Here is a 25,444-nt window from a genome sequence, read left to right as displayed (position 1 = left end):
GCCCGCGCCGATTGCAGGTATCGTGGCCGCTTGCGTGCGCACCCGTGCGGTGCGTGCAGCCCGATCCGCACTGCAATGGGGGACATCGACACGTGGAAGCCCTGGTCAACTCGCTCAACGCCATCATCTGGAGCCCGGCACTGATCTTCCTGTGCCTGGGTGCCGGCCTGTACTTCTCGATCCGCACGCGCTTCCTGCAGGTGCGTGGCTTCGGCGAGATGGTCCGCCTGATCTTCCGCGGCCAGTCGTCGCAGGCCGGCGTGTCTTCGTTCCAGGCGCTCGCGATGTCGCTGTCAGGGCGGGTGGGTACGGGCAACATCGCCGGCGTCGCCACGGCCATTGCCTTCGGCGGCCCCGGCGCGGTGTTCTGGATGTGGGTGGTGGCGTTCCTGGGCGCATCCACGGCATATGTGGAATCGACGCTGGCGCAGATCTACAAGGAAAAGGACGACAACGGCCAGTACCGCGGCGGCCCGGCGTACTACATCGAAAAAGCCATGGGCGTGCGCTGGTACGCGTGGCTGTTCGCGCTGGTCACGGTCATCGCCACCGGCCTGCTGCTGCCGGGCGTGCAGGCCAACTCGATCGCCCAGGGCATGACCAATGCCTGGGACATCAACCCGGCGATCACTGCCGCGGTGGTCGTGGTGGCACTGGGCTTCATCATCTTCGGCGGCGTCAAGCGCATCGCCCACTTCGCGCAGATCGCGGTGCCCTTCATGGCGCTGGCGTACATGCTGATCGCGATCGGCATCCTGGCGCTGAACCTCGACCGCGTGCCGGCGATGTTCATGCTGATCATCGACAGCGCGTTCGGCTGGAACGCCGGCTTCGGCGCGGTGCTGGGCCTGGCCATCGAATGGGGCGTCAAGCGCGGCATCTACTCCAACGAGGCCGGGCAGGGCACTGGCCCGCACGCTGCGGCGGCCGCCGAGGTCACGCACCCGGCCAAGCAGGGCTACGTGCAGGCGTTCTCGGTGTACGTCGACACGCTGCTGGTGTGCTCGGCCACGGCGTTCCTGATCCTGTCGACCGGCATGTACAACGTGCAGGGGCCGGACGGGGCGATGATCGTCAACGCGCTGCCGGGCATCGAGGCCGGACCGGGCTTCGCGCAGGCGTCGGTGGAATCGGTGCTGCCGGGCTTCGGCGCGCCGTTCGTGGCAGTGGCGTTGCTGTTCTTCGCTTTCACCACGATCGTCGCCTACTACTACATGGCCGAAACGAATATCGCCTACATCAACCGCCGGGTGCACCGCCCGTGGCTGACGCTGGCGCTGCGCGTCGGCATCATGGCCGCGGTGGCCTATGGCTCGGTGCGCTCGGCGTCGCTGGCGTGGGGCCTGGGCGACATCGGCGTGGGCCTGATGGCGTGGCTGAACCTGATCGCCATCCTGATCCTGCAGAAGCCGGCCTTCCAGGCGCTGCGCGACTACGAGCGGCAGAAGAAGGCGGGGCTGGACCCGGTGTTCGAGCCCGAGGCACTGGGTATCCGCAACGCCACCTTCTGGCAGCGCCGCGTGGATACCGGCGAGGTGGCCGCACCGCCGCCGCCGCCGCCGTCCGAGCGACCCTGACGGACGCCGCATGAGCGCACCACGCAATCCCTGGGACCGTTCCGGCCGGCCACCGGCGCGCCCGCGTGCGCCGGCGCCGCCTTCGCCCAGCGCGCCGGCCGAGGTGCGCAGCGCTGGCCGCGAAGTCCGCATCCACGGGCTCAACGCCGTGCGCGCGGTCCATGCGCGCCGGCCCGACGCGATCCGCAAGCTGTACCTGTCGCAGGCGCGCGTGGCCGATCTCAAGCCAGTGCTGGCCTGGTGCGCCGCGCACCGCGTCGGCTACCGCATCGTCGAGGACGGCGACCTGCAGAAGCTCGCCGCCAGCCAGCACCACGAAGGCGTGGTGGCGGACGTGCTGCGCGAACCGATGCCCGGCGTGCAGGCGTGGCTGGACGCGCTGCCCGAAGGTCCGCAACTGGCGATCTGGCTGGACGGCGTCGGCAACCCGCACAACTTCGGCGCGATCCTGCGCTCGGCCGCGCACTTCGGCGTCGCGGCCATCCTGCTGCCCGAACACGCCCGCCTGGACGTGACCGGCGCCGCTGCGCGCGTGGCCGAAGGCGGCGCGGAGGCGGTGCCGCTGGTGCGGCTGGACAGCACCCCGGCGTCGATGGACGCACTGCGCGCGGCGGGCTTCAGCCTGGCGGCGACGTTGGTGGACGGCGGCGATGACGTCTTCGCACGCCCGCTGCCGCGGCGGCTGGTCTACGTCATGGGCGCGGAAGGCGAAGGCATGGACCGCACGCTGGCTGCCGACTGCGACCTGCGCGTGTCGATTCCCGGCAGTGGCGCGGTGGAAAGCCTCAACGTCGCCGCCGCCACCGCGGTGCTACTGGCCGCGTGGCGTAACCGACGGTGAGTGGGCCGGAGGGAGGCTGGCATTCGCCCGCCGAGTGGGAGCGCGACCGCGAAGCGGTGCTACAGGGCGAGCAGCCCTGCATCGACGCCGCGCTCGCGGCGAGTGGTGTCGATGGAAACTGCGATGCCTTCGGTCACACCGGCCACTTCATGCTGGCCGACGCCGGTGCGCTGCGCGAAGGCTTGCTGTGCCCGCGCTGCCGCTGCAACGCGCGCCAACGTGCGGCGGCACGCGTCCTGCTGTCGGCGCTCGTTGACCCAAACACCGCGCGTACCTACCTGACCGAGCAGGCCAGTCCTTTCTTCGTCGCGCTACGTGGCCGGGTCCGAACCCTTCATGGCAGCGAGTTCGCCCGCGATCCGCGCCGCCGGCTGCGGCTGTCCGCATGGCTATGGCGGCAGGGCGTGCCGGCTTGGATACGCCACCAAGACATCACCGCGCTGCGGATCGATTCGGCGACGCTCGACGCCGTCGTCAGCCTCGACGTACTGGAACACGTGCCCGATTACGCCGCCGGGTTGCGTGAGTTCGCGCGCGTGCTGCGGCCGGGCGGCGTGCTGGTGCTGACGGTGCCGTTTCACGACCGTCAGGCCGGTCACCGGCAGATCGCGCGCATCGCGCCCGACGGACAGGTGGTGCACGACGGCGAGCCCGAGTACCACGGCGACCCGCTGGGCGGTGGCGTGTTGTGCTTCCACCACTTCGGGTGGTCCTTGCTGGAGGCGATGCGCGGGGCGGGGTTCGCGCAGGCCGCCATGCTGCGCGTGCAGGGCGCGGCCGCCGGGCTCCCTCAGGGACAGTGGGTGGCGCGGGCGCGTCGTTAGGTCGGCGGCGGCAGCGCCGGGCGCGTGTAGCGCCTGCGACCGCCCGTGCGAATCGCGTACCAGCGCGCCTCCCGCCTGAGGTTCCCGCCTCAGTAGCTGTCGCCCACAGACGTTCCCGAATCGCCGGCCGCGCGCAGCGGCAGGTGCGCGCGCACACGCGTGCCGCCGTCCGGGGCCGGTTCGATCCTGACATCGCCGCCCAGCTGCTGGGCACGCTCGCGCATCGTGACCAGCCCCAGCCCGCGCGCGGCCAGCGGGTCGAAGCCGCGACCGTCATCCTGGATGTCGAGCTTGAGGGTGCCGTCGCCGTTGCGCAGGCGCAGCGTCACCGTGCCGGCATCGGCGTGGCGCAGGGCGTTGGTCATCGCTTCCTGCGCGATGCGGAAGCACGCCTGTTCGACGTCGTGGGCCGGTCGCGATTCCAGGCGATCGAGGTCCAGCTCGACCTTGGGCCGGCCGTTGCGGAACATGGCGCCGGCCTGCCAGCGCAAGGCCGCTTCCAGCCCCAATGCATCGAGCTGCGGCGGACGCAACAGCAGCGACAGGTTGCGCAACTTGGCGACGGTGTCGTCGGCGATGCCGGTGATCTCGCCGATGGTCTCCAGCCGCCGCGCTTCGTCCTCGTCGGCCAGCGCCATCGCGCACATCTTGATGGCGGTGATCGACTGGCCGATGTCGTCGTGCAGTTCGCGCGACAGCGAGCGCCGCTCGTCTTCCTGCACGGTCATCAGCCGGTGGCCCATCGCCTGCAGCTCGCCGCGTTGGCGTGCCAGGTCGGCCGCCAGCCGGTCGCCCTCGGTGAGGTCGGCCAGCAAAAGGATTCGGCGGCGCGTCCGGCCCAGCATGATCGTGCTGGCACTGACCTGCGCTCGCAGCACCGCGCCATCGCCGCGCCGCAACTGGACACAGGCATCGAACGGCGCGTCGACGTCGAGTGCGGCGCTTGCGGTCGCACCGTCGTCGAATAACGCGCGTGCATCGAACCCGTCGCGGGCGCCATGGCCGGCGTGGCCAAGCTGGTCGAGCGCCAGCGGGTTGGCGTGGCACACGCGTCCGTCCTCCACCAGCAGCACGCCCAGCGGCAGGCCTTCGGCCAGCGTGCGCAACTGGCGCTCGCATTCGCTGGCCTCGATCAGGCCTGCGGTGGCGGTCGGACGGGCGGCTTGGCGGGCGAACGCAACCGCCGTGGCCGTGGCCACCAGCAGGGCGAAGACCTGGACCGTCCAGAACGCAGCCGCAGGCAGGGACGCCTGCAGCACCGGGGCCGCCAGCGCCTGCCAGCCGAAGCACAGGGCCACCACGCTCAGCATCGCGACGACCAGGAACGGCGCGGACCGCGCATCGGGTGCGCGGGATTCGGTGTCGGCCACGCGGGGGGTCATGCGGCCAGTCTGCCGCGTGGGCGGTGAAGGGTCCACGACAGCCGCGGAAAAAAGTGACGCCGGTCGATGGACCGGCGTCGTTGTGAAGCTGAACCGCTCAGGTGGCGTCAGAAGAGCTCGACGCTGCCGGCGTCCATCGACTGCTGCATCACCGGCTTGTGCGGCGGGCGCTCCCACTCGCTGCGCATCTGGCCGATGCGCTGCACCAGCTTGCCCAGCGCCTGCTTGACCTCAGAATCGTGGTGGCTGCGGTGCAGCAGTTCGTGCAGGGCGGTGGCTTCCTGGTTGATCGCGCTCAGGCGCTCCAGGTGCAGGTTGGCCGCGCCCAGTGCCTGGGTGGCGATGTCCTCGAACTGCAGCGAGCGCACGGCTTCGGCCACCGAGCCGTCGATCGCGCGGCCGCACTCGGCGATCTCGCGCATGCCGTTGCCCAGGCCGCGGTTGATGCCGTCCACGCGCTCCAGCATGGCGGCCGCCTCGGCGCGGGCACCGCGCGAGCGGTCCAGGTCGCGCGAGGCCATGGTGGTGACGGTGTCGCGCACCTTGGCGATGGATTCCTTCGAGCTGTGCGCCAGCTTGCGGATCTGTTCGTTGAAGGCGGTCGAGCGCTCCGACAGGTTTCGCACCTCGTCGGCCACCACCGCGAAGCCGCGACCCGCTTCACCGGCACGCGCAGCCTCGATGGCGGCGTTCAGCGCCAGCAGGTTGGTCTGGTCGGCGATCGACTTGACGTCTTCCAGCAGCGCGAAGATGCCGTCCAGGTGCTCGGCCATCGCGTCGATGTGGGTCACGGTGGTGCCGCTCTGGCCGGCGACGGCCTCCAGCGCTTCCACCAGCTGCTCCATCTTCTGGCTGGCCTGCAGCGCGAACTGCTGCACGTCCACGCCCGCGCCGTCATCGCCGGTGCGGTCGATGATGCGGGCGACGACCTCACCCTGCTGGCGCGACTTGCGGTTGACCGCATCGAAGCTCGAACCGAGCTTGGCGACGGACTCGCGGATCAGCTCGCGGGTGCGTTCGATCTCCTGCTTGGAGCCGGACACTTCCGAACCGACGAAGTTGCGCAGTTCCTCCAGCAGGCGGGTCTGCTCGCGCGACAGCGCATTGGCTTCCGCCGGGCGGTAGGCACTCCAGGCAAACGCCAACCAGGCCAGGGTCATCGCCGCCATCGTGCCGAGGCGGACGGCCAGCGGCCAACCGAGGATCTCGGCGATGGTGAGGATCAGGGTGAGCGCAAGGGGCGCTGCAAGGCGGATCAGTACGCGGGGGTCCATCGCAGTTCTCGTCGGGGACTTCATGGGTGATAACGGCACCGCGCGGCCGTGCTTTAGATGCAGCTTCGTGAACGGGCGCGATGGAAGTCGCGGTTCGGGAAGGGACTGAGTGTCGTTCAACGACTTGGCTCGCCTCCGTCGACTCTCCGTTTCCAGTCATTCCCGCCTTCGCGGGAATGACGGAACTGTGGCTACGCGAGGAGACAATTCCACTGCGCCGCGGTTTCACCCGCCAGCGGCCGACACCTCGGCCAGCAACCGCTCCGCCACGTCCGACAGCGGCACCACCGACTGCGCTGCGCCCATCGCCACCGCGGCGCCGGGCATGCCCCAGATCACGCTGGTTTCCTGGTCCTGGGCCAGCGTCAGGGCGCCGGCCTGGCGCAGCGCGAGCAGGCCGCGCGCACCGTCGTCGCCCATGCCGGTCAGCAACGCAGCGCTGACGTTGGCCCCGGCGCAGCGGGCGAGGGAGTCGAACATCACGTCGACGCTCGGCCGGTGGCCGCGCACCGGGTCGTCGTCGCCCAGGCGGCAGTGCCAGCGCGCGCCGCTGCGGAACACGCGCAGGTGGCGGCCGCCGGGCGCGACGTAGGCGTGGCCCGGCAGCAGCGGCTGGTCGCAGGTCGCTTCGATCACCGTCATCCGGCTGTGCCGGTCCAGGCGCTCGGCAAAGGCGGTGCTGAAGGCAGCGGGGATGTGCTGGCTGATCACCGTGGCGGGCGCGTCGGCTGGCATCGAGGCCAGCACGTGGCGGATGGCCTCGGTGCCGCCCGCCGACGCGCCGATGGCCAGCAGCCGGTCGGTGGTGCGGTAGCCGATCGCGCGCGGCGCGGAGGCATCGCGCAGGTCCTGCGGCACCGGGCTCATCGCGGTCACGCGCGCCTGCGCGGCCAGCTTCACTTTTTCCGCCAGCAGTTGCGCGTAGTCGCGCAACCCCCGAGCGATGTCCAGCTTGGGCTTGGCGACGAAGTCGACCGCGCCCAGCGCCAGCGCGTCCAGCGTCACCTGCGCGCCACGCTCGGTCAGCGACGACAGCATCACCACCGGCATCGGCCGCAGCCGCATCAGGTTCTGCAGGAACGTCAGGCCGTCCATGCGCGGCATCTCGACGTCCAGCGTCAGCACGTCGGGGTTGAGCTGCTTGATCTTCTCGCGCGCGATGAACGGGTCCGACGCGGTGCCGACCACGACGATGCCCGGGTCCTGCGACAGCAGCTCGCCCAGCAGCTTGCGGATCAGCGCGGAATCGTCGACTACGAGCACGCGCACGGGGCGTACGGGCGCGGCGCCGCGTGGTGCGGCGGGCGTCACTGCGGCCATCAGAACAACTCCACGCTGCCGGCGACGGGCGCCTGGGTGAGCTGGCCGTAGTAGGCGCGCTCGAGCTTGGCGATCTCGGCCTCGCGCGTGGCCGGCAGGCGGCGCACCAGCGCGCGGCCGGTCTGGGCGAAGAAGCACACCTTGCGCGGGTGGATGTCGCCCAGGTCCTCGGCCAGCACCGGGATGCGCTCGGCGCGCAGGTACTCCAGCACGAAGCGCGCGTTGCGCGTGCCGATGGGGTCGGTCTGGAAGCCGCTGAGCACGTTGCCGCCGCCGAACACCTTGGCCAGAAGCCGCTGCCGGCGCGCGCCGCGCTTGAGCAGGTCGTTGATCAGCAGTTCCATGGCGTGCATGCCGTAGCGGGCACTGACGGTGTCGCCACCGGCCGGCACCGCACGCGCATCGCCATCGGCGACGCCGCCGTCGGGAAGCATGAAGTGGTTCATCCCGCCCACGGCCATCGTCGGGTCGTACAGGCAGGCGGCGACGCACGAACCCAGCAGCGTGACCAGCGCGACCGGGCGGTCGGTGACCACGTAGTCGGCCGGCAGCAGCTTGATCGCCTCGCTATCGATGGCGCTGTCGTAATAGGTGGCCGGCTCGGCGGGCACCGGCGGCAACGTACGGCGCACGCTGCGGACGACGGCGTTCACGGCGTGCCTCCGCGTGTGCGGCCGGCCGCGCGGTACGTTGTGCGCCCGCACGGCTCGACGATGTCGTGCGCGTGGGTGAAGCTTTCCGAGTGCCCGGCGAACAGCACGCCACCTGGCGCCATCAGCGGCACGATCCGCTGCAGCACGCGGTACTGCGTCGGCTTGTCGAAATAGATCATCACGTTGCGGCAGAACACCGCGGTGAAGCCGCCGCGCAACCCGTAGCCTTCGCCCAGCAGGTTGAGCGGGCGGAACGTCACCATCTGTTGCAGCGCCGGGCGCACCCGGCACAGGTCGGCATTGGGGCCACTGCCGCGCTGGAAGAACGCGCGCTTGCGCTCAGGCGACAGCAGGCCGATGCGCTCGAGCGGGTAGACGCCCTCGCGCGCGGTCTCCAGCACCGCGGTGTCGATGTCGGTGGCCAGGATGCGCACCGGCGGGGTGTCGGTGCCGAACGCCTCGCACGCGGCGATCGCGATCGAGTACGGCTCCTCGCCGGTGGAGGCGGCGCAGCACCAGATGGTGTGCGGCCCCGGGCCGGAGGCGCGCAGGTGCTCGACCAGCATGTCGAAGTGGTAGGCCTCGCGAAAGAACGAGGTCAGGTTGGTCGTCAGCGCATTGACGAAGTCCTGCCACTCGGGCCCGTCGTCGGCTTCCAGCGCGTCCAGGTAGTCGCAGAAGCGCGTGTGGCCGTGCACGCGCAGGCGCCGCGCCAGGCGGCCGTAGACCATGTCGCGCTTGTGGTCGTTGAGGTGGATGCCGGCGCGCGCGTGGATCAGCCGCGCGATGCGGCGGAAGTCGCGTTCGGTGAACTCGAAGTCGCGTTCTTCCCGTGCGTGCCGGGTCGCCGTGTGGCGGGGTGCGCGGCCGTCAGCCATGGTCGTGCACCTGCGCGCCGGGCATCGTGATGCCGGGCGTGGCGACCGGCGCATCGGCCGGGTTGCGGAAATGGCGCGCCAGCCACAGGTCGAACGCCGCCGCGTCCAGCGCCGGGGCGTACAGGAACCCTTGCGCGCCATGGCAGCCCAACCCGCGCAGCAGTTGCGCCTGGTCGTCGTGCTCCACGCCCTCGGCCACCACGCGCAGGTCCAGGTTGCGCGAGATCAGCACGATCGAACGCACGATGGCCGCGTCGTCGCGGTTGGCCAGCATGTCGCGCACGAACGAGCGGTCGATCTTGACCCGGTCGATCGGGAAGCGCTGCAGCAGCGACAGCGACGCGAAGCCGGTACCGAAGTCGTCGAACGCCAGGCCAATCCCGCGCGCGCGCAACGCCGCCAGCGCCAGTGCGGCATGGTCGTCGGGCCGCAGGGCGATGGATTCGGTGATTTCGAGCTCGAGCCGGTGCGGCGCCAGTCCGCTGTCGTTGAGCGCGCGGTCGACCTCGGCCTGCAGGCGGCCGTCGTTCACCTGCACCGGGAACAGGTTGATGCTGATGGCGACATCGCAGCCGTCCACCTGCGGCCAGCGCGCCGCATCCGCGCAGGCCTGGCGGAGGATCCAGCCGCCGACCTCGGCCGCGGCCGGGCTGGCGGCCAGCGCATCGATGAAGTCCACGGGGGCCAGCAGCCCGCGACGCGGATGCCGCCAGCGCAGCAGCGCTTCGGCACCGACGGTGCGGCCCGTCACCAGGTCCACCTGCGGCTGGTAATGCAGTTCGAACTCGCCGCGTGCGCAGGCCTGGCGCAACTCCAGGTCGAGCTGGCGGCGGGCGATCACCTCGTCGCGCATGGCCGGTTCGAACACCGCGACCTGCCGATGGCCGTCGCCCTTGGCCTTGTACAGCGCCAGGTCGGCGCGCGCGAGCAGGTCGTGCAGCGCCTCGTCGTCGTGGTCGCGGCGGCTCATCGCCAGCCCGGCGCTCGCCTCCAGGTGCACGTGGTGGCCGTCCAGCAACAGCGGGCGCGCCAGTGCATCCAGGGCGCGTGCCAGCGCCACGCCGGCCTGCTCGACGTCCAGACCGGAGAAGGCCAGCGCGAATTCGTCGCCGCCCAGCCGCGCGGCAATCGCACCGGCAGGCAGGGCACGGCGCAGGCGTGCGGCAGCGCGGCGCAGCACGCGGTCGCCGATGGCGTGGCCGACCGTGTCGTTGATCGCCTTGAAGTGGTCCAGGTCGACCAGCGCCAGGCCGATGCGCGACTCGCCGCCGGCCTGCAGGCGGTCCAGCGCCTCGGTCAGGCCATTGCGGTTGGGCAGCCCGGTCAGCGGGTCGAAGAGCGCGATGCGGCGCAGGCGGTCTTCCTGCTGCAGCCGGTCGGTGATGTCGCGCAGGATCAGCGCGATGCCCTGGCCACGGGCCAGGCGCCAGCTGCAGCGCGCGGCTTCCAGCGTGCGGTAGGTGTCGTCGGCACCCGGGATGCGCAGGTGCACGGATTCGATGGCCGCAGCGCTCGCATCGGCGTGCGACTGCAGGAACCGCGCCGCGATGCCGGCGTCGGGTTGCAGGTGCGCCGGGAAGAGCACGTCCAGCGGCATGCCGCGCATGGCGCGCGCGCCGCGGCCAAACATCCGCTGCGCGGCGCGGTTGGCGAACGCGATGCGGCCGTCGTCGTCGGTCACGACCACGGCGCTGAAGTCGGCCTGCATGATCTGCGAAGCGATGCGGTTGCGGCGTTGCAGCTGGTGGCGCTCCAGCAGGCGCGTCGCAAGCCGGCCCAGGCGGCGCAGCCCGCGCTCCAGCGTGTCGGCCGGGGGCAGCGCATCTCCGACCACGCACAACGTGCCCAGCGGTTGGCCGGTGTGGTCGGACAAGGCGATGCCGGCGAGCGACGAGCCCGGCGCCGCGTTCGCGCCGGCCTCCAGCGCAGCCACGTGCAGCGCACCGGCGGTGGCATCGACGGCCGCGAATTCGGCTTCAAGCCCCGTGGCCGCCGGCATGCGCAGCGCGGCGATCCAGCGGGCGCGGGCGCCACGGCCCACGGCGATGCCCGCACCGCGCACGCCGAGCAGGTCGCTGGCCAGCGCAATCAGGTCGTCGAACTCGGCGCCACCGGCGGTGCCGGTATCGGTGTCGACGTCGGGGGGCAGGTCGTCGGCGCTCATCAAAGGTCGGTCATCGAAGGTCGGTCATCGGTACCGGCAGTCGGCCGTGCGCGCGCGGCGCAGGGCGACAGGGGGACGCGTGGGGGGTTCATCGAACAACCGGGTCTGAAAACGGGCGGGGCCACGGCACCCCCGCGCCGTGACCCCACCCTCCGCACGCGAAGTGCGGCACGCCTCAGAACTCCTGCCAGTGCTGCTCGTTGCCGCCGCCGTTGGCGCCGCGCTTGCGGGCCGGCGGACGCGGACGCGGCGGTGCCGGCGTGCGTGCATGGCGCGCGCCGTGGTGGCCGTGGTTGACCTCGATGTTGCCGGCCGCGCGCGGCGTGGCCTTGGTGTCGCCATCCTCATGACCGGCCAGGTGGAACGAAGCCACCATCTGCGCCAGCTGCACCGACTGCTGCTCCATGCTGCGCGCGGCGGCGGAGGCCTCCTCGACCAGCGCGGCGTTCTGCTGCGTGCCCTCGTCCATCTGCAGGATCGCCTGGTTGATCTGCTCGATGCCGGTGGTCTGCTCCTGCGACGCGGCGCTGATGTCGGCGATGATGTCGCTGACGCGCTTCACGCTGGTCACGATCTCGCCCATCGTCTTGCCGGCCTGGTCGACCAGGCGCGTGCCGTCGTCGACCTTGTCGACCGAGTCGGTGATGAGCTGCTTGATCTCCTTGGCGGCGTTGGCCGAGCGCTGCGCCAGCGAGCGCACCTCGGCGGCGACCACCGCGAACCCGCGGCCCTGCTCGCCGGCACGTGCGGCCTCGACCGCGGCGTTGAGCGCCAGGATGTTGGTCTGGAACGCGATGCCGTCGATGACGCCGATGATGTCGTTGATCTTGCGCGAGGACTCGTTGATCGCGCTCATCGTCTGCACGACCTTGCCTACCACCTGGCCGCCCTGCTCGGCGACGTCGGCCGCGCCGATCGCCAGCTGGTTGGCCTGGCGCGCGTTGTCGGCGTTCTGGCGCACGGTCGAGGTGAGTTCCTCCATCGACGAGGCGGTTTCCTCCAACGAGGCCGCCTGCTGTTCGGTGCGCTGCGACAGGTCGTTGTTGCCCGAGGCGATCTCGCCGGCGGCGGCGTTGATCGAATCGCTGCCGGCGCGGATCTGGCCGACCACCGTCGCCAGCTGGCGCACGGTGCCGTTGGCATTGGCCGCCAGCTCGCCGAACTGGCCGGGCAGGTCGGCGCTGACTTCCTGGGTGAGGTCGCCGTCGGACACCGCGCGCAGAAGCGCGCCGATCTCGCTGACGCCGCGGTCGGCACTGTCCATCAGGGCGTTCAGGCCCTGCACCATGTCGTGGTAGACGAACTCGAAGCGGTCGGCATTGCCGCGCTGGCTGAAGTCGCCTTCCACCGCCGCGTCTACCAGGCGCTTGATCTCGCCGTTGACGTCCAGCATGCGCGACTTCACCGCGTCCACGGCCTCGGTGATGCGGGCCTTCTCGCCCGGCAGGCGCTCGATGTCCTGCGAGAGGTCACCGCGGCCGTAGGCGTCGACCAGCTCGATGACGCGCGTCTGCAGGTCGATGTGCGAGGTCACCAGCGTGTTGATCTCGTCGGCCATGACACCGAACGAACCCGGGAAGGACTCGGCGTCCAGGCGCTCGTTGACGTTGCCGGCCTGGTGCGCTTCGAACACGTGGCCCTGCGCGTCGGAGAACCGACGCAGGCTGCCTACGGCCTGCTCCAGGCTGTCGGCGATCACGCGCAGTTCGTCGCGGCTGTTCACCCGGACCTTCTCCGGGAACTGGCCGACGGCCAGCGACTCGGCGGCGCTCTGGATCTCACGCAGCGAGGTGCGCGTGCTGCGGCTGAAGCCCAGGAACAGGTAGCCCGACAGCAGCAGTACCAGCAGGCAGATCAGCATCGTCGAGGCGCGCTCGGCCTTGAGGGCACCGATTTCGTTCTCGGCGGCTTCGCTCAGGGCTGCCTGCGTGCCGTCGAGCGCGACGGCCATCGCCAGGCGGGTGGCGTTCTCGCGGGCGGCCATCGACGCCACCGGCATTTCCATCATGTCCGCGTCCAGGATGTGCTCCTGGATGGCGGCGTTCTGCTTGTCCATGGCCTCGAGCGCGCGGCGGACCGGGCCGCCGAGCGTCTCTGCCAGCGCCGGGTCGGCGGCTTCGGCGTTGGCCAGCTCCAGCTCGATGCGGCTGCGCACGAACTCCTGCATGTTCTTGGAGATCGCAAGGCCGGTGCGGTCCTCGACCCAGATCGAGCCTTCGCCCAGCACGCGGATCGCCACCGCGCCCTGCTGCGTGGTGTATTCGGCCAGCGACGGCAGCCACTCGGTGGCGGCGCGGCCGGTGTAGAACACCGCCGGGTCGTTGGCCTGGGTCAGGCCCGTGTACTCGGAGACCTCGCGCATCATCCCGCGCACGTGGAACAGCGCGTCGTTGTGCAGCTCGGCCTGCGCGAACAGGTCTTCGTTGGCGGCGGTGGCCTTGGCCCACGCGGCCTGCGCGGCCTTCAGCGCATCGGCGACGGGCGCGTCGGGGATCTCCTCGGCCTGCCAGCGGCCGAAGTCGGCCAACGCGGCATTGGCCTGCGTCGCGGCGGTGGCCATCTCGGCCGGGGCCACGCCGTCCTTCGCCGCCAGGCGCGTCACCATCTGCCGGTGCGCCTGCATCGCCAGCATCGCCGAGTGGAGCTTGGCGACGCCGTCGTTGGCGGTCAGCTGCATCTGCGCCTGGCCGATCTCCTCGTTGGCGCGCACCAGCACGATGCCCGCCAGCACGGCGCAGGTCAGGGCGAAGGCGGCACCGATCACCATGGCCTTCTGGCCGAAGCGCAGGCGCGCCATCAGGCGCGTGGACGGGGCCAGCGCGCGATCCAGAAGGTTGGAGGGAAGGGGGTTGGACATGTCACAGCCTCGGCAGGGTGGTTGACCCGGAGTGGGTCGACACACCGTGCATCGGCGGCGGCGGGCAAATCTTTAGCGGGGTTCACGCCGCGTCGACCGGCGCAGTGCCATGGGCGGCACCGCTGCAAGCGCGTTGCCGCGGGGGCGTATCGAACGTCACGGCGGGCTGCGGGCAACGCCATCCACCGTTTAGAGCGGCGCCATCCTGTGACGTGCGTGGCAATTCCATCGCGCGCCGGCCCGGTCGGCACGCCGACAGCTCAAGAAACCCGGGCGGCGGCCGTTGCCGGGGGAGCAAGGCGCATGCCTTCTGTCCCGTCCTATGAGGAGCCGTCCATGACCCGTCCGTCCGTTGTCGCCGCCGCGTTGCTGGCCATGGCGTTTGCGATGCCGGCCCACGCCGACCTCACCCCGACCAAGCGCGTCGAGCCGCAGTACCCGCCCGAGGCGGCTCGTGCCGGCAAGACCGGTTTCGTCGAGGTGGAGTTCTCCGTCAGCGCCGACGGCAAGGTCGAAAGCGTCTCCGTACTGAATGCAAAGCCCTCGCGCACCTTCGAGCAGGCCGCCGTCCGCGCGGTCAAGCAGTGGCAGTTCGCCCCCGGCGGCGGCCGCGGCAAGGTGCGTCTGGACTTCAACCTCTGACAGACCCACTCCCCTGGGACTTCAGTGAACCGCGCCTCCGGGCGCGGTTTTTTTTGCGCTGGAGCAAGCCGTAGGAGGGGTTGAGCGGAGTGTTACCCATCGCTTCTCGGCTGATGGTCGCCGCTAGAGTTCCCGGTGACTACGAAGTCAGACAGGAAGTGAACCTGACCCCGGTATCTCCCAGGAAGAAAACTCGACGATAGTGTTCTCGACCTGCTTCCACGCGCTCCAGAAGCCATATGTTGTTAGCGCCTCCTTGAGCATCGACAGCACCGTAGGCCGTCCGTCGGCGGCACCGTCCGCGCCCGAGATCTCCAAGAGCTTGTATCTGACGAAGAACGGGTTTTCGCGGATGGATGACGAAGTGCCGGTCTTGTCGACGCGGATAAGCCATCGCACGCCGTCCACAACAAAGGCAAAGATGTGCTCTGCCCCTGGCTCGTTCCTGCCGCTGGGGCCGACAACTTGCTGCTGTTTGACGTGTACTAGAAGCGCATTTCTGGATCTATCAACAGTCCACGTGTGCCTGAAGCCAGCAGGACGCCCATGCTTCCATCCAAACGAATTGAACTCTGATAGGAGTTCATCAAGCCCGTACTTGGTTATGTCGTCCTCGGACACGAATTCGTTTGCGAATGTCATTTAACGCTCCTTGTCTAGTTCAACAATCGGGGTGGGGGTCACGTCCTGCGCGCCACCGCAAGAGTGCCGTAGCCGGGGTAAGCCAGCCAGCGTAGCCCGGGTAAGCGCAGCGCACCCGGGGTTGTCATGCATCACCTCGCGGCAATCCCGGGTGCGGCCGGTGGCCTTACCCGGGCTACGGTGTAACGAAAAGGCCCGCGTGATGCGGGCCTCTCTGTTCGCGCGAATCGTGGTGCGCGTCTTACGCCGCCAGCGCCTCGGCCACCAGGCCCATCTCGGCGCTGGTCATCAGGTGCTCGATGTCCAGCAGCACCAGCATGCGGTCCTCGGCCGTGCCGATCCCGGTGAGGAACTTGCGGTCGATGGTGCAGACGATCTCCGGGACGGGGCGGACCTGGTCGGGGGTGAGGCGGATCACGTCGGACACCGCGTCCACCACCATGCCGACGACCCGATCGGCGACGTTGAGCACGATCATCACGGTGGTCGGGCCGTAGCCGACGTCCTTCATCTTGAACTTCAGGCGCAGGTCGACCACCGGGACGATGGTGCCGCGCAGGTTGACCACGCCCTTGATGAAGTCCGGCGCGTCGGGCAGGCGGGTGACCGCGTCGTAGCCGCGGATCTCCTGCACTTTCAGGATGTCGACGCCGTACTCCTCGTCCGCCAGGGTGAAGGTCAGGTACTCCTCGACCACGGCGTCGGCGGCGTTGGCGTCGTTCTTGGTGGTGGCGGTGCTCATGACGGGTCCTTCGTAAACGGTGTTGGCGTGTCAGGCGGCGGCGGGCAGGCGCGCGGCCTGGCCCAGGCCGCCGGCGTCGACGATCAGCGCGACGCGGCCGTCGCCCAGGATCGTGGCACCGGAGACGCCGTCGATGCGGCGGTAGTTGGCTTCAAGGTTCTTGACCACGACCTGCTGCTGGCCGACCAGCTCGTCGACCTCCAGCGCCAGCTTGCGGCCGTCGCACTCCACCACCACCGCAATGGGTGGGGTGTCGTCGCGGCGCGGCGCGGGCAGGCCGTAGGTGGCGGCCAGGTTGAGCAGCGGCAGGAACTCGTCGCGCACGCGCAGCACGCGGCCCTCGTTGGTCACCGTGCGCACGTCGCCGGCGCCGGGCTGCAGCGACTCCACGACCATGTTGAGCGGGATGATGAAAACCTCGTCGCCGACGGCCACGGACATGCCGTCCATGATCGCGAGCGTCAGCGGCAAACGGATGGAAATCGTGCTGCCCTGGCCGCGCGCGCTGCGGATCTCGACGTTGCCGCCCAGCGCGACGATGTTGCTCTTGACCACGTCCATGCCGACGCCGCGGCCGGACAGGTCGGTCAGCGCATCGGCGGTGGAGAAGCCGGGGTGGAACACCAGGTCCCACACCTGCGCGTCGGTGGGTTCGTCGGGCACCGGCAGGTTGCGTTCGGCGGCCTTGCGCAGGATGCGCTCGCGGTCCAGGCCGCGGCCGTCGTCGCCGACCTCGATGATGATGTGCCCCCCCTGGTGGGCGGCGCTCATGCTGATGGTGCCGGTCTCGTCCTTGCCCGCGGCGCGCCGTTCCTCCGGCGACTCCAGCCCGTGGTCGATCGCGTTGCGCATCAGGTGCACCAGCGGGTCGACGATCTTCTCGATCACGCCCTTGTCCAGCTCGGTGGCTTCACCCGAGGTCTTCAGGCGCACCTTCTTGTTCAGGCGCGAGGCGACGTCGCGCACCATGCGCGGGAAGCGGCTGAAGGCGAACTCGACGGGCAGCATGCGCACGCCCATCACCGCTTCCTGCAGGTCGCGGGTGTTGCGGTCCAGCTGCTCCAGCCCCGACAGCAGGGCTTCGTTGGCGACCGGGTCGAGCGATTGCGCGCGCTGGCGCAGCATCGCCTGGGTGATGACCAGCTCGCCGACCAGGTTGATCAGCGCGTCGACCTTGTTGACCGCCACGCGGATGGAGGTGTCGGCGTCATTGCCGCCACGCGCGGCTGCGTTGGCGGCGGGCGCACTGGTGTTGGCGGCAGCCTCGACCGGTGCGGCTTCGACCTTGGCGACGGCTTCGATCTCAAGCTCGCACTGGTCCTCGACCCACGCGAACGCCTCGTCGATGTCGCCGCGCTTGACCGTGCCCGGCAGCGTCAGCGTCCAGCCCAGGTGCGCCTCGTGCGGATCGAGCGAGGCGAACGCCGGCAGCTCGCGGTCGTGGCACTCCACCGTCATCTCGCCCAGCCCGGCCAGCTCGCGCAGGATGCGCAGCGGGTCGTTGCCGCTCATGAACAACGAGGGCAGCGGGTGGAAGGCGATGCGCCAGTGGTCGGGGCCGGTGTCGGCCGCGGCCTGCGCCGTGTTCGAGGTGGTCGCAGCGCCAGCGGCTCCTGCCAGCATCCGGTCCAGGCCGGCGCGCGCCTGCGCGAGCGCTGCGTGATCGATACGGCCCTCGATGTCGGGGCCGCCCTGTTCGTAGACCGCCAGCAGGTCGCGCAGCACGTCGACCGACGCCAGCAGCGCACCGGTGGCCTCGCGGTCGAGCACGCGCCCGCCACTGCGGGCCTGGTCGAGCAGCGTTTCCAGGACGTGGGTCAGGTCGGTGACGGCGCCGAAGCCGAACGTCGCCGCACCGCCCTTGATGGAGTGCGCGGCGCGGAAGATGGTGTTGACCGTCTCGGCGTCGGCGCGGCCGGATTCCTCCAGCCCCAGCAGGCCGGCTTCCATCGCGTCCAGCCCTTCACGGCTTTCCTCGAAGAACGCGGCGTGGAACTGGGTGATATCCATCGCGGGCGCGGCCTCAGCCCAGGACCTTGCGTACCGTGGCCAGCAGCTGGTCGGGGTCGAACGGCTTGACCAGCCAGCCGGTGGCGCCGGCGGCGCGGCCTTCCTGCTTCTTGTCGCCACCGGATTCGGTGGTGAGCATCAGCAGCGGGGTGAACTTGTAGTCGGGCAGCGTGCGCAGCTGGCGGATCAGCTCGATGCCGTCCATGCGCGGCATGTTGACGTCGGTGACCACGGCGTCGAACTTCGCGGTCCTGGCGATGTCCAGCGCGGCCTGGCCGTCCTCGGCCTCGCGCACGTTGTAGCCGCCCGAGGACAGCGCGAAGGCGACCATCTGCCGCATGGAGGTGGAATCGTCGACGATCAGCAGTTGGGCACTCACGAGCGGTCTCCATCGGAATTGCGGCGCGTGCCGTGTCGGCGCGCGCGGGTCTGCCCCAGTGCCGGCATGCGGCGCTGAGCGGGGGTGTGGGAAGCGGTGCCGGCGGCGCGCATCAGTCCTGCGCGGCGGCCGGCGCGTCCACGCCGAGGCTGACGGCCAGCGCGAGTGCGCGTGCGGCGTCGGCCAGGGCCGGGGAGGCGAGGGTGACGGCGGTCTGGCGCCCGGCGTGGGCGCGGTCGCGCACGAAGGCGTGCAGCAACTGCAGCCCGGCCGCGTGCACGCGGCCGACCCGGTCGCCGACCAGCTCGATCGCGTCCTCGTCGTCCAGGTGCGGCAGCAGGGTGGCGTGCAGGGCTGCCACGTGTTCGATGCCGAGATCCGATTGCAGGGCCAGCGGGGTCATGGGCGTGCGCCGTCGGGGGTTCGAAAAGGTTATCGGCGCCGGTGGCGGGGACTTGAGGGCTTTGGGTGACCCGCCTTGGGTGGCTGTTTGCTCCCTCCCCTGCAGAGCAGGGGAGGGTTGGGGAGGGGTGCTATTGGAGCGGCGTCAGGGCGGGCGGCGCTGTCGCGCCGCAACCCCCTCCCAACCGTCCGGCCGACGGGCACAGCCCGTCGGCGCTCCTCGCCCTGCGAGCCAGTGGCTCGCAAGCAGGGCTCTTCGCCCCCCTGCAAGCAGGGGGAGGGGTCAAGAGCGACGTAGCCCGGGTAAGCAACGCGCACCCGGGGCCGCGGCAGGTCGTAGAGGCGTCGTCCCGGATGTGGCCTTTGGCCTTATCCGGGCTACGGAGATCCGGATCAATCGAACAATGCGTTCGCGTCCAGCAGCACCGTGGGCGCATGCCCGGTGCGGGCGATGCCGACGATGGCGCCGGGGTTGCCGTTGGCCAGGGGCGGTTCGATGTGTTCGCGCGACAGGCTGACCACGTCCTCGACCTGCGTGACCAGTACGCCGATCAGTTCGTCGTCGCGTTCGACCACCACGATGCGTGCGCCTTCGGTGACTTCGATGGCGGCCGAGCCCAACCAGCGGCCCAGGTCGAACACCGGCACGATGCGGCCACGCAGGTTCATCACGCCCAGCACCGACATCGAGGCGCCGCGGACGGCCAGGATCGGCGCCACGCGCACCACTTCCTGCACGCGCAGCAGTTCGAAGGCGTAGCTGTCGCGGCCGATGCCCATGCGCAGCCAGCGGCTGCTGCGCGCGGCGGTCGGTACGTGTTCGCCACTGACCGGTGCGGTGTCGCTGGCACGGCGGTGGCGCGGTTCGGGGATGGCCGATGGCGCCGCGGCAGCGGACTCGCGCGGCGACGGTGCCACCGGCGCTGGCATCGTGCGGGCGACAGGTGGCTCCGGTGCGGGTGGCGGCGGTGCGGCGACCACCACGTCAGGCACGGCGTTCAACACCGCGGCCGGGTGTGGCGGCAGGGCGGCGGGTTCGACCTCGCACAGCAGGTCGTCCAGGTATGCATCGATGGCGTGTTGGCTCATGCGGCCTCCTTGCGTACGTCGGCCTTGTCGAGCAACCAGGCCAGTGCCGAGCGGTATGCATCGGCGCCTTTCCCGGTCGGGGGTTCTTCGGCAGTGAGCACCAATGGGTCGCGCAGGCGCGTGTCCATCGGTACCGCCTTGTGCCAGCAGTGCGAGGGGTGGCAGTCCTGCAGCAGCTCCAGGCTCTTGACGCCCGAGCGCGTGCGGCGGTCGTACAGCGTCGGGATGATGTGGCGCACCAGCGGGCGGCGGCGCGAGCGCTCGACCATGTCGGCGGTGCGCACCATGTCGTTGAGGCCGTGCATCGCCAGCGGGTCGGTCTGCGTCGGGATCACCAGCCGGTCGGCCGCGGCCAGCGCGTTGACCATCAGCAGGCCGAGCGTGGGCGGGCAGTCCAGCAGCGCGTAGTCATAGCCCTCGCGCACGCCGTGCAATGCGCGTCCCAGCGCCAGGCCGAGGCCGGGCTGGGTGGCCCCACGGCGCTCGAGCGTGGCCAGCGCCGGCTGCGCGGCGACCAGGCGCAGGCCGTCGATGGCGGTGCTGCGCGCCAGCGAGCCCAACGGCGCATCGGGGCCGTTGAAGATGTCGTGCGTGCCGGCCGGCGGCGGGTGCGAGGGCACGCCGAAGGCTCGCGTCAGGGAGGAGTGCGGGTCCAGGTCGACCAGCAGGACGCGCGCGCCGGACTCGGCCAGGTTGCGCGCCAGGCACAGCGACGTGGTGGTCTTGCCGACACCGCCCTTCTGGTTGGCGATTGCCCAGATCAGCATCAGCCGGCCTCCGGGTCGCGGGACGCAGGATGGATCGCCAGGATCGGCAGCAGCCGTTCTGGCGGAACGGGTCCGCGCTGCGCGGGTGCCGGCGTCGGCTTGGGCGCGTCGGCCGGAGTCGCTGGTGGCCGTGCACGCGCCTGCGCCACGCGGCTGTCGGCGTTGGCCGCGGCACTGCGCGGCGTGGCGTCGACTACCGCAGGCGCGTCGTCGCCGACGGCGTCATCGCTCTGCGGCGAGGCCAGGATCACGAGCAGCACGCGGCGGTTGGCATTGCGCCCTTCGATGGTGGCGTTGTCGGCCACCGGCTGGTGCTCGCCGAAACCGACCACGGCCAGCCGCTGCGCGGACACGCCCGAGTCGACCAGTTCGTGCACCACGCCGGCGGCGCGCGCCGAGGACAGTTCCCAGTTGGAGCGGAACGCCACGGTGTTGATCGGCACGTTGTCGGTGTAGCCCTCCACGCGCACGGCGTTGGGCTCGGCACGCAGGATGTCGGCCAGCTTGTGCACGGTCGACAGCGCGACCGGGCTGGGCGCGGCCGAACCGCTGGCGAACAGGATGTCGCTCTGGATCTCGACCTCCAGGAAGCTGTCGCCGCGGCGCACCGTGACCAGCTTCTGCTTGACCAGCTCCGACAGCGCCTGCTGGATGCGGCGGCCCAGCGAGTGCAACTGGCGGTTGCGGCCCTCGACTTCACCCAGCAGCTCGGTGTTCTCGACCTTCGCGCTGTCGTTGCCCTTCGCGCCGTTGCCCGTGCCGTCGGCGGCCTTGCGCGCCACCGCGCCGAACGTCGGCATGTCCAGCACCTGGCGCATGGCCGGGCTGCTGACCGGCGTGGCCGAGGACGGGCCGGACTTGGAATCGGGCGTCTGCATCGAGGGCCGGTCGAACGCCGAGCCGCGGATCTGCGTGGCGCCCAACTGGATCGGCGCCACCGTGCGCGGCTGCCCGCCGAACGCCGAGGACAGTGCATCGGCCAGCACGCGGTACTTGCCCTCGTTGACCGACGAGATGGCATACATCACCACGAAGAAGGCGAGCAGCAGCGTCACCAGGTCGCCGTAGGGGATCGCCCAGGCTTCATGGTTCACGTGGTCTTCGTGCTTGTGGCGACGGCCGGCCATGGTTCAGTGGATGAACCCGTTGAGCCGCGCTTCGATGTTGCGCGGGTTCTCGCCCTGGGCGATGGCGATCAGCCCTTCGACGATCATCTCGCGCTCCTGGGTCTGGTGGTTGACCAGGCCCTTGAGCTTGGAGGCCATGGGCAACAGCATCAGGTTGGCTGCGCCGATGCCGTAGATCGTCGCGGTGAATGCCGCGGCAATGCCGGGGCCGAGCTTGCTGGGGTCGGCGAGGTTCTTCATCACCGCCATCAGGCCCAGAACTGCACCGATGATGCCCAGCGTGGGCGCGTAGATGCCCATGCCTTCGAACACCTTGGCCGCCGACAGGTCACGGTCGGACTGGCCGTGCAATTCGATCTCCAGCATCTGCCGGATGGACTCGGGCTCCACGCCGTCCACGACCATCTGCAGGCCCTTGCGCAGGAACGGATCCTCCAGCGACTGCACCTCCGCCTCCAGGCCGAGCAGGCCCTGCTTGCGCGCGGTGGTGCTCCACTCGACGATCTTGCCGATCACCGAGGTGGTGTCCTGCGCAGGCGGCTGGAAGACCCATCGCACGATCTTCAATGCCCGCTTGAAGGTGGCCATAGGCGTCTGCAGGAGGATGGAAGCAATGGTGCCCACGATGACGATCACGAAGGCGGCCGGGTTCCACAGCCCGGAAATGCCCGCGCCCTTGAGCACGCTGCCACCCACGAGGGCAATCAGTGCCAGCACCACGCCGATCACGCTGAGTCTGTCCATGTCCGGAATTAACGGTCGCAGTGGGGGATTACTTGAGGGGATGCACGGCGCGTGCCGTGGTTTTTCGACGCGGCGCACGTGAGGGCGTCAATTGCCGTAGCCCGGGTAAGCGCAGCGCACCCGGGTCGTCGTGCATCACGTCGCGGCGATCCCGGGTGCGGCCTGCGGCCTTACCCGGGCTACGGCTCGCAGGGGAGGGTTGGGGAGGGGTGCTGTTGGGGCGACGTCAGTTGCCGTAGCCCGGGGTAAGCGCAGCGCACCCGGGTCGTCCTGCATCACGTCGCGGCGATCCCGGGTGCGGCCTCTGGCCTTACCCGGGCTACGGTGATTCCGTCAGGCGATCAACCGCGTCGGCGCCTTGACGCCGGTGCGGTACAGCGCGTCGACATCCAGGATCAGCGCCATGCGGCCGTCGCCGATCAGGCTGGCGCCGGCATAGCCGGGCAGGCCGCGCAGGGTGCGGGGCAGTGCCTTGATGACGACTTCCTCGCGGCCGCGCACGCGGTCCACGTCCAAGCAGAAGCGCTGCTCGCCCGACTGCAGCACCACGCCGGTGCTTTCGCCGTCCGGCGGTCCGCCGGCGCCCAGCCAGTCGCGCATCGACAGCAGCGGCAGCGGTTCCTCGCGCAGGTCCAGCACGCGCTGGCCGTCGATCCACATCGGTTCGCTGGCGCGGTGCGCCAGCACTTCGACCACGCGCACCAGCGGCAGCGCGTAGACGTCGTCGTCGATCTCCACCAGCAGCGTCGGCAGGATCGCCAGGGTCAGCGGCACGCGGATCAGGAAGCGGCTGCCGGCGCCGGGTTCGGACTGGATCTGCACCTCGCCGGACAGCTCGCGGATCTTGGACTGCACCACGTCCATGCCGACGCCGCGGCCGGACAGGTCGCTGACCTCGGCGCGGGTGGAGAAGCCGGGCATGAAGATCAGCTGCAGGCACTCGTCGGTGGACAGGCGCGCGGCCGATTCGGTGTCGATCAGGCCCTTGCGCACCGCGCTGTCGCGGATCTTGTCGGGGTCGATGCCGGCACCGTCGTCGCGCACTTCGATAGCGACGTGGTCGCCTTCCTGTTGCGCGGACAGGCGCACGCGACCGGTTTCGTTCTTGCCGGCAGCGCGGCGTGCGTCGGGCGATTCGATGCCGTGGTCGATCGCGTTGCGCACTAGGTGCAGCAGCGGGTCCGACAGCGCCTCGACCAGGTTGCGGTCCAGCTCGGTGTCGGCGCCGATGACGTCCAGTTCGACGGATTTTTCCAGCTGCCGCGCGATGTCGCGCACCAGCTTGGGGAAACGGGAGAACACGCGGCCGACCGGCTGCATGCGCGCCATCATCACCGCCGACTGCAGGCGCGAGGTGGAGGCGTCCAGCGCGGTGACGACGCGGTCCAGGTCCTCGTCGCGCAGGCGCGGGCGGATGGTCTTGAGGCGGTTGCGCACCAGCACCAGCTCGCCGACCAGGTTGACCATCGCGTCCAGCCGGCGCACGTCCACGCGCACCGTGGCATCGGCCGGGTCGGGCGCCTTTCGCGGCGCGGCGGCGGGGCGGATCGGGGTGACCGTCGCAGGCGGTGCGGCTTCGGGCTTCGCAGCCGTTTCGGCCGGTGCCGGCGCGGCGCCGGGCACCGTGCCCTTGCCGTGCAGGCTGTCGAGCAGCGCGTCGAAGTCGAGGTCGTCGAGGTTGTCGTCGGTGATGTCGGCCAGCACGTCGGACGCTGGCGCGGCCGGCGCGCCTTCCATCCTCAGGCTGGCCAGCAGCAGCTCGGGCACCTCGGCCGGCACGGTGCCGGCGGCGACGCTGTCGAGCATGTCCATCAGCAGGTCGACGGACTGCTGCGCGCCGTCGAAGGTCACGGGGTCCAGCGGCAGCTTGCCGCTGCGCGCGGCATCGAACCGGTCCTCCACCGCGTGGCACAGCACCACCATCGGCTGGATGTCGAGGAAGCCGGCGCCGCCTTTGATGGTGTGGAAGCCACGGAACACGGCGTTGAGGCCGTCGCGGTCGTCGGGCGCGTGCTCCAGCGTGACCATCTGCTCGCCCAGCTGGTCGAGGATCTCGCGCGCCTCGACCAGGAAGTCGGCACAGATGTCGCTGTCGAAGGCGCCGCTCATGTCAGATGCCCAGCGACGACAGCAGGTCGTTGGCGTCGTCCTGCGTGGCCGGCTTCTCGTCCAGCCCCGCGATCGACGGGCCGTGGCCGCGATTGGACAGCTGCAGCGGGGTGACCTGGCCGGTGGCTTCGCCCAGGCCTGCGTGCACGGCGCGCACCAGTTCGACCACGCGCAGGATGATCTGCCCGGTGAGGTCCTGGTAGCCCTGTGCGGCGGTCATTTCACTGAGGCGGCTGCGGATGCCGGCCGCCGCCTGGGTGGCGGCGTCGTCGCCGGCGACCGGCAGCGTAGCCAGCAGCTGCCCGCACTCCTGGATCAGGTCCAGCGTGCGCATGGATGCGTTTTCGGTCAGCGTGACCACGTGCTCGAGCCGCGAGCAGGCGTCGGGCAGCGAGGCGCCGGATGCGCCGGTGCCTTCGCCCAGCGCGGATTCAAGCTCGCGCGCGAGCCGGGTCAGGCCCTGCACGAACGGCTGCGTGCGCCACTGGATCAGCGCATCGACATGCTCTCGCCAGCCCTCGGCGTCGTCGTGCTCCAGCGCCCACAGCGCCTGGTGCAGGCGTTCCACGATGTGCGCACGGTCCGACGGCACCGCAACGGCTGCCGCGGAAGTCACGCCGCCGTCTCCAGCCGCTCGAAGATCTTGTCGAGCTTGTCGCTGAGCGTGCCGGCGGTGAAGGGCTTGATGACGTAGCCGTTCACGCCCGCCTGCGCGGCTTCGATGATCTGCTCGCGCTTGGCCTCGGCGGTGACCATCAGCACCGGGATCTTCGACAGCGCGGCATCCGACCGGATCGCCTTGAGCAGGTCGATGCCGGGCATGCCGGGCATATTCCAGTCGGTGATGACCAGGTCGAACGGGCCCTTGCGCAGCTCCACCAGCGCGGTGGTGCCGTCGTCGGCTTCGGTGGTGTTGAAGAGGCCGAGGTCGTTGAGCAGGTTCTTGACGATGCGGCGCATGGTCGAGAAGTCGTCGACGATCAGGATGCGGATGTTCTTGTCCATACGGGGCTCGGGGGTG

The 25,444-nt window shown here is 70.3% G+C and carries 23 protein-coding genes; 4 read left to right on the top strand and 19 right to left on the bottom strand.

Features of this window, described 5'->3' with window-relative positions; translation table 11 throughout:
- Positions 1–92 precede the first annotated feature (92 nt).
- The 3 genes from K6753_RS13230 to K6753_RS13220 are packed head-to-tail and all read left to right on the top strand — an operon-like array spanning position 93 to position 3,242.
- Positions 93–1,577 (top strand): alanine/glycine:cation symporter family protein, encoded by a 1,485-nt coding sequence (locus tag K6753_RS13230; protein ID WP_223676939.1) that lies wholly within the window; start codon positions 93–95, stop codon positions 1,575–1,577.
- 10 nt (positions 1,578–1,587) lie between these two features.
- Positions 1,588–2,418, top strand: a complete 831-nt coding sequence (locus K6753_RS13225; RefSeq protein ID WP_223676938.1) for a TrmH family RNA methyltransferase — start codon at positions 1,588–1,590, stop codon at positions 2,416–2,418.
- Positions 2,415–3,242, top strand: coding sequence for a class I SAM-dependent methyltransferase (locus K6753_RS13220; protein WP_223676937.1), 828 nt, complete (start codon positions 2,415–2,417; stop codon positions 3,240–3,242). The genes K6753_RS13225 and K6753_RS13220 overlap by 4 nt, the downstream gene beginning before the upstream one ends.
- An 89-nt stretch (positions 3,243–3,331) precedes the next feature.
- On the opposite strand, the gene K6753_RS13215 is transcribed toward K6753_RS13220, so the two are convergent.
- The 7 genes from K6753_RS13215 to K6753_RS14800 form a co-directional block, all read right to left on the bottom strand.
- Positions 3,332–4,624, bottom strand: a complete 1,293-nt coding sequence (locus K6753_RS13215; RefSeq protein WP_223676936.1) for a sensor histidine kinase — start codon at positions 4,622–4,624, stop codon at positions 3,332–3,334.
- Positions 4,625–4,731: 107 nt separating this feature from the next.
- Positions 4,732–5,898 carry a methyl-accepting chemotaxis protein gene (locus K6753_RS13210; RefSeq protein ID WP_223676935.1) on the bottom strand — a complete coding sequence of 389 codons (1,167 nt, stop codon included), beginning with the start codon at positions 5,896–5,898 and terminating at the stop codon, positions 4,732–4,734.
- Between the two features lie 225 nt (positions 5,899–6,123).
- Positions 6,124–7,218, bottom strand: a complete 1,095-nt coding sequence (locus tag K6753_RS13205) for a protein-glutamate methylesterase/protein-glutamine glutaminase (protein ID WP_223676934.1) — start codon at positions 7,216–7,218, stop codon at positions 6,124–6,126.
- Positions 7,218–7,838: a chemoreceptor glutamine deamidase CheD gene (gene cheD, locus K6753_RS13200; protein ID WP_223676994.1), complete on the bottom strand. Its 621-nt coding sequence runs from the start codon at positions 7,836–7,838 to the stop codon at positions 7,218–7,220. Before cheD ends, K6753_RS13205 begins: the two co-directional genes overlap by 1 nt.
- 29 nt (positions 7,839–7,867) lie before the next feature.
- Complete coding sequence (locus tag K6753_RS13195; RefSeq protein ID WP_223676933.1) at positions 7,868–8,749, bottom strand: CheR family methyltransferase; 882 nt, start codon at positions 8,747–8,749, stop codon at positions 7,868–7,870.
- Positions 8,742–10,913 carry a putative bifunctional diguanylate cyclase/phosphodiesterase gene (locus tag K6753_RS13190; protein WP_223676932.1) on the bottom strand — a complete coding sequence of 724 codons (2,172 nt, stop codon included), beginning with the start codon at positions 10,911–10,913 and terminating at the stop codon, positions 8,742–8,744. Before K6753_RS13190 ends, K6753_RS13195 begins: the two co-directional genes overlap by 8 nt.
- Positions 10,914–11,088: 175 nt before the next feature.
- On the bottom strand, positions 11,089–13,770 hold the full coding sequence (locus K6753_RS14800; protein ID WP_223676931.1) for a methyl-accepting chemotaxis protein: 2,682 nt from the start codon (positions 13,768–13,770) through the stop codon (positions 11,089–11,091).
- A gap of 336 nt (positions 13,771–14,106) precedes the next feature.
- Here K6753_RS14800 and K6753_RS13180 point away from each other — a divergent pair, with 336 nt between their 5' ends.
- On the top strand, positions 14,107–14,412 hold the full coding sequence (locus K6753_RS13180) for an energy transducer TonB (RefSeq protein WP_223676930.1): 306 nt from the start codon (positions 14,107–14,109) through the stop codon (positions 14,410–14,412).
- Positions 14,413–14,559: 147 nt separating this feature from the next.
- Here K6753_RS13180 and K6753_RS13175 read toward each other — a convergent pair whose 3' ends face one another.
- The 12 genes from K6753_RS13175 to cheY all read right to left on the bottom strand — a co-directional run bounded on the left by K6753_RS13175 (position 14,560) and on the right by cheY (position 25,428).
- Positions 14,560–15,054, bottom strand: coding sequence for a hypothetical protein (locus K6753_RS13175; protein ID WP_223676929.1), 495 nt, complete (start codon positions 15,052–15,054; stop codon positions 14,560–14,562).
- Positions 15,055–15,295: 241 nt separating this feature from the next.
- Positions 15,296–15,796, bottom strand: a complete 501-nt coding sequence (locus K6753_RS13170) for a chemotaxis protein CheW (protein WP_223676928.1) — start codon at positions 15,794–15,796, stop codon at positions 15,296–15,298.
- A 30-nt stretch (positions 15,797–15,826) separates the two neighbouring features.
- Complete coding sequence (locus K6753_RS13165) at positions 15,827–17,806, bottom strand: chemotaxis protein CheA (RefSeq protein ID WP_223676927.1); 1,980 nt, start codon at positions 17,804–17,806, stop codon at positions 15,827–15,829.
- A gap of 13 nt (positions 17,807–17,819) precedes the next feature.
- A complete protein-coding gene (locus tag K6753_RS13160) occupies positions 17,820–18,185 on the bottom strand; it encodes a response regulator (RefSeq protein ID WP_223676926.1) in 366 nt (121 codons plus the stop codon).
- A 112-nt stretch (positions 18,186–18,297) separates the two neighbouring features.
- Positions 18,298–18,588: an STAS domain-containing protein gene (locus K6753_RS13155; protein ID WP_223676925.1), complete on the bottom strand. Its 291-nt coding sequence runs from the start codon at positions 18,586–18,588 to the stop codon at positions 18,298–18,300.
- A gap of 392 nt (positions 18,589–18,980) precedes the next feature.
- Positions 18,981–19,676, bottom strand: coding sequence for a chemotaxis protein CheW (locus K6753_RS13150; protein WP_223676924.1), 696 nt, complete (start codon positions 19,674–19,676; stop codon positions 18,981–18,983).
- Entirely contained in the window at positions 19,673–20,443 is a 771-nt protein-coding gene (locus K6753_RS13145) for a ParA family protein (protein WP_223676923.1), read from the bottom strand. Before K6753_RS13145 ends, K6753_RS13150 begins: the two co-directional genes overlap by 4 nt.
- Positions 20,443–21,570: a flagellar motor protein MotD gene (gene motD / locus K6753_RS13140; protein ID WP_223676922.1), complete on the bottom strand. Its 1,128-nt coding sequence runs from the start codon at positions 21,568–21,570 to the stop codon at positions 20,443–20,445. The genes K6753_RS13145 and motD overlap by 1 nt, the downstream gene beginning before the upstream one ends.
- A 3-nt stretch (positions 21,571–21,573) precedes the next feature.
- The gene (locus K6753_RS13135) at positions 21,574–22,314 is read right to left on the bottom strand and encodes a flagellar motor protein (protein ID WP_223676921.1); all 741 of its coding nucleotides are present in this window, start codon (positions 22,312–22,314) and stop codon (positions 21,574–21,576) included.
- A 333-nt stretch (positions 22,315–22,647) separates the two neighbouring features.
- Positions 22,648–24,423: a chemotaxis protein CheA gene (locus K6753_RS13130; RefSeq protein WP_223676920.1), complete on the bottom strand. Its 1,776-nt coding sequence runs from the start codon at positions 24,421–24,423 to the stop codon at positions 22,648–22,650.
- A gap of 1 nt (position 24,424) precedes the next feature.
- Entirely contained in the window at positions 24,425–25,039 is a 615-nt protein-coding gene (locus K6753_RS13125; protein ID WP_223676919.1) for a protein phosphatase CheZ, read from the bottom strand.
- Entirely contained in the window at positions 25,036–25,428 is a 393-nt protein-coding gene (cheY, locus tag K6753_RS13120) for a chemotaxis response regulator CheY (protein ID WP_223676918.1), read from the bottom strand. The genes K6753_RS13125 and cheY overlap by 4 nt, the downstream gene beginning before the upstream one ends.
- Positions 25,429–25,444 lie beyond the last annotated feature (16 nt).

Source organism: Novilysobacter selenitireducens (genome assembly GCF_020026895.1).
GTDB lineage: Bacteria > Pseudomonadota > Gammaproteobacteria > Xanthomonadales > Xanthomonadaceae > Lysobacter_C > Lysobacter_C selenitireducens.
The sequence above is the reverse complement of the archived record's forward strand: the minus strand, read 5'-3'. Positions and strand labels throughout refer to the sequence as shown.